Source organism: Mesorhizobium sp. M1A.F.Ca.IN.020.06.1.1 (assembly GCF_004023265.1).
Lineage (GTDB): Bacteria > Pseudomonadota > Alphaproteobacteria > Rhizobiales > Rhizobiaceae > Mesorhizobium.
This window is the reverse complement of sequence record NZ_RZSR01000607.1, coordinates 1-3,700: the sequence shown is the minus strand read 5'-3', so window position 1 is coordinate 3,700 and position 3,700 is coordinate 1. Positions and strand designations below refer to the sequence as shown.

Sequence of the window (3,700 nt, the reverse complement as noted above, 5' to 3'; positions counted from 1 at the left end):
GCCACGCGGTCGGCCGATTCCCTAGCGAAATTGATATCATGCGTGACTACAACCATCGTCATGCCCTCGCTCTTCAGCAGGCGCATGGTCTCGAGCACTTCGCCGACAAGCTCTGGATCAAGCGCCGAGGTGACCTCGTCGAAAAGCATGTAGCTGGGCTCCATCGCCAGGGCACGCGCGATGGCAAGACGCTGCTGCTGACCGCCGGAGAGCTGTGATGGCAAGCTGTCGCCCTTGTCGCCCAGCCCCACATGCTCGAGGTGCTTCTGCGCGAGCGCGCGCGTCTCGGCACGGCTGCGTTTTGCGACCACGCGGGGTGCCAGCGCGACATTTTCCAGCGCCGTCAGGTGCGGGAAGGCGTTGTATTGCTGGAACACGATGCCCAGCTTCCGGCGCAGCTTGTTGATATCCGTCTTCGGATCGTGAACGCCGATGCCGTCTACGAGGATCTCGCCGCCCTGGATCGGCTCGAGCCCGTTGATGCATTGCAGGAGCGTTGATTTTCCCGAACCGCTCGCGCCAATAAGGCAGACGAGTTCGCCCTTTTCGATCGTGAGGTCGATGCCCTTGAGCACGACCACCGATCCGAAGGCTTTTCGGACGTTGCTGATGCGGATCATACGCGGACCTTTCTTTCGAGGTGCCGACTGTACCGGGAAACCGGATAGCAGATGAGAAAATAGAAAAGCCCCGCCCCCATCAGCAGCAGCCAGGTCTCATGCGTCCTGGTGATGAGGATCTGGGTGGAGCGCATATACTCGATGTAGCCCACCACGCCAGCAAGAGCGCTGTCCTTGATCAGGCTTAGAACGAGCCCGATCCATGGAGTAAGAGCCGTCCTGAATGCGAGCGGCATGGAGATGTAGAAAAGCTCCTGGTAGCCGTTCATGCCGAGCGAGCGGGCGCTCTTGCGGTAGTGAACGGCGACCGACATGAGGCCTGCCCGCACCACCTCGGCCGTTACTGCGGACATCCAGGCGCCAAGCGCGACCGTGCTGAACCAAAAGGGCGAGGTGCCGAAGCCCAGGATCGACAGAAAGCTGTTGGCGAGTATCAGTTGGATGAGCATCGGCACGCTGCGCAGGATGTCGATGAAAGGCGCCGTCGCCACCCGCACGGGCAATGACACGGTGCGCAGCCAGCCAAGGACGATCCCGCCAAGCGTGCCGACCAAAGTTGCGGCGGCGGCCAACCTGATGGTGTTGAGCAGACCCTCGGCCAGGAAATAGGCATCCGACCAGACAAGACCTTGATTTGCGGAGGAAAACTGCATCCCTAGCTCCGGTAGATGAGCCGGAAGGCGAGCTGGGACGAGAACTGCAGCCCTTTGGCGATGAGATAGTAGATCAGCGCCGTAACCAGGAAGAATTCGAAAGTCCTGAACGATGTCGACTGCGCGTATTGCGTCGCGCCCGAGAGTTCCTGCAGCCCGACCAACATGCCAAGCGAGGTGTTCAGCATTCCCCAGATGCCTTGCGTGATATAGGCAAGGAAAATCACCTTGAACATCTGCGGGAAGATAACATGGATGAAGCTCTGTGGCCCGGTCATGCCGAGGGAGCGCGATGCCGACAGCTGCTGTCGTGGAATGGCAGCCAGGCCGCCCCTAAAGATTTCCGTCATGTATCCGGCATTGTTGAAGGAAACCGCCATGAGGACCGCAGCGTAGCTCGGTATGTTGATGTGGAAGGCGCCCAGCCCGAAATAGAAGAGGTAGAGCTGAAAGACCACGGGCGTATTGCGCGACAGCTCCACCCACCAGGTCGAAAAGCGGTATGCCAATCCCTCGCCTCGTTGGCGCGCGACGGCCATAGGCATGGCAATCAGCGTGCCGACTACGAAGGCCAGAATGGTGATCTGGATCGTCACCCAGGCACCTGCCAGCAGCAGGGGGAGCGAATCCCAGACGATCGACCAATAGAACTGATAGCCGTTCATGCAATCACCCCATGCTCATGCCGGCAGAGTGTCCTGCCGGCATGAGCCTTGCGGGTCAGAAACTGACGCCGTTGGCATTCAGCGGCGGCAACGGACCATCGCCGTAGTACTTCTTGTAGACCTCGGCCCGGCGCCCGCTTGCCTCCTGCTGGAAGACGAACACCCGCGCCCAATTGAGGAATTGCTGGTCGTCGCGATGAACCGCGATCGAGCCGAAATCGGCCAGGGGCGCCACGCCCGCCGCGATGAATTCGGGAAACTGACCGCTTTGCGAAAGCGCGTGGAAGACGCCTGCGCTTATCAGGATGGCATCCACCTTGCCTTGCTGCAGGGCAAGATAGGCTTCAGCATCGCTGGCATAGCCGGTGTAGGTCGCCCCTGAACTTTCCCAGCCCTTGGCGAGCTCTTCCTTGAAGAGCTGCTCGGGCGTGGTGCCCACGACGCCGCCGAGCTTCTTGGACTTTAGATCGGAGTATTGGCCGATCCCGGTCTCCTTGCGTGTCACCACCGTGGTTGTGTTGTTGGTGTAGGGCTGCGTGAAGGCCACCGTCAGCGCCCTCGCCGGGGTCGGAGTGGTCGAGGCGATCAGCACGTCGATGCGATTGGAGACCAGAGCCGGTATACGATCCGGCGACGGTGTCTCTACGATCACCGGCTCCGCGCCGAGCGCCTTGGCCATGTCCTTGCAATAGGTGACGTCATAGCCGTCGGGCTCGTTGCTCTGGTCCCGGAATCCAGCGGGCGGGCTGTCCAGCATGATGCCGCAACGTAGCTTCTTGTTCTTGACGATCGTATCGAGCGCGGAGTCGGCATGCGCCGAGGCCGCGAACGTGAACGCGGCAATAGCCGTCGCCAGCAAAGCCTTCATAATCGGTACCATGTTATTCCCCTTTCGCGTTGCAGACTAGTATGTTGGCCTGAGCGATTTGAGGCCGCTCAACTCGCCTTTCTCGCCAGCTCAGGCGACGCGCCGAGAGCTTCGACCGGCCCCACTTCTTTCTCAATCAGCGGTATGACTTCCTTCTTGAACCGAAGGATCGAGCGATGCGCCAACTCGATCGGCATACAGCCGAACGAGAAGTTGCAGGTGTAGTTGCTTGGGTTCAGGCGCTTGATGTCCGCGACCATCTTTTCAGCCACAGTATGGGGATCGCCCACCACCATGTTGTCCGCATACTGGTCAAGCGTGTATTCGCCTTCGAACGGCTGGTCGCTGATGTAGCTGTTGCCGTCAAGCGGCGGTGAGGCCTGGCGCAAATGATGCGCCATACGCCCTACATACCGGGCGCGCTCCGCAACCGCCAATGCCTCGCTGCGCCTGTCGGTTATGGCAAGATACTGCATGACGGCCAAGGGCTTGGTCGAAGGCCGCTCTCCGATCGACTTCCAGGCATCATTGAGCCCGTCAACCATCTTGTAGAGCACGGGCGATCCGAGCGTGCTGGCTGCGAGGAAGGGGACCGCCTTCCACTTCTTGAAGCGCTCAAGGAGTTTGGGGTGCGAGGAGGTGACAAAGATCGGCGGCAGAGGCTTTTGCTGGGTGCCAATTGCAAAGGTGGTCTTGGGAACCGAGACGTACTTTCCCCCGTACTCGACTTCACCGTCGACGAGCGCTTTTTCGATGATGTCCCAATACTCAAGGAAAACGTCGACCCGATCGTCCAAGACGACATTGTAGCGGTCAAACTCGTACCGCTGGTAGCCGGTGCCCAGGCCGATGACCAGCCTGCCCTCGGCCTGCGTGTCGGCCACGGCGATCTCC

Annotated in this window: 5 protein-coding genes; all 5 read right to left on the bottom strand. The window is 60.2% G+C overall.

Annotated elements, in window-relative coordinates; all coding sequences use genetic code 11:
• On the bottom strand, positions 1-620 hold a 620-nt coding region (locus EOA60_RS23330), incomplete at its 3' end, for an amino acid ABC transporter ATP-binding protein (RefSeq protein WP_164899483.1).
• Complete coding sequence (locus EOA60_RS23325; protein WP_127335792.1) at positions 617-1,273, bottom strand: amino acid ABC transporter permease; 657 nt, start codon at positions 1,271-1,273, stop codon at positions 617-619. The genes EOA60_RS23330 and EOA60_RS23325, both read right to left, overlap by 4 nt.
• A 2-nt stretch (positions 1,274-1,275) precedes the next feature.
• On the bottom strand, positions 1,276-1,938 hold the full coding sequence (locus tag EOA60_RS23320) for an amino acid ABC transporter permease (RefSeq protein ID WP_127335798.1): 663 nt from the start codon (positions 1,936-1,938) through the stop codon (positions 1,276-1,278).
• Between the two features lie 55 nt (positions 1,939-1,993).
• Positions 1,994-2,818, bottom strand: a complete 825-nt coding sequence (locus EOA60_RS23315; protein WP_127336069.1) for a transporter substrate-binding domain-containing protein — start codon at positions 2,816-2,818, stop codon at positions 1,994-1,996.
• A gap of 56 nt (positions 2,819-2,874) precedes the next feature.
• A partial coding sequence (locus EOA60_RS23310) for an LLM class flavin-dependent oxidoreductase (protein ID WP_128311962.1) occupies positions 2,875-3,700 on the bottom strand: 826 nt, incomplete at its 5' end.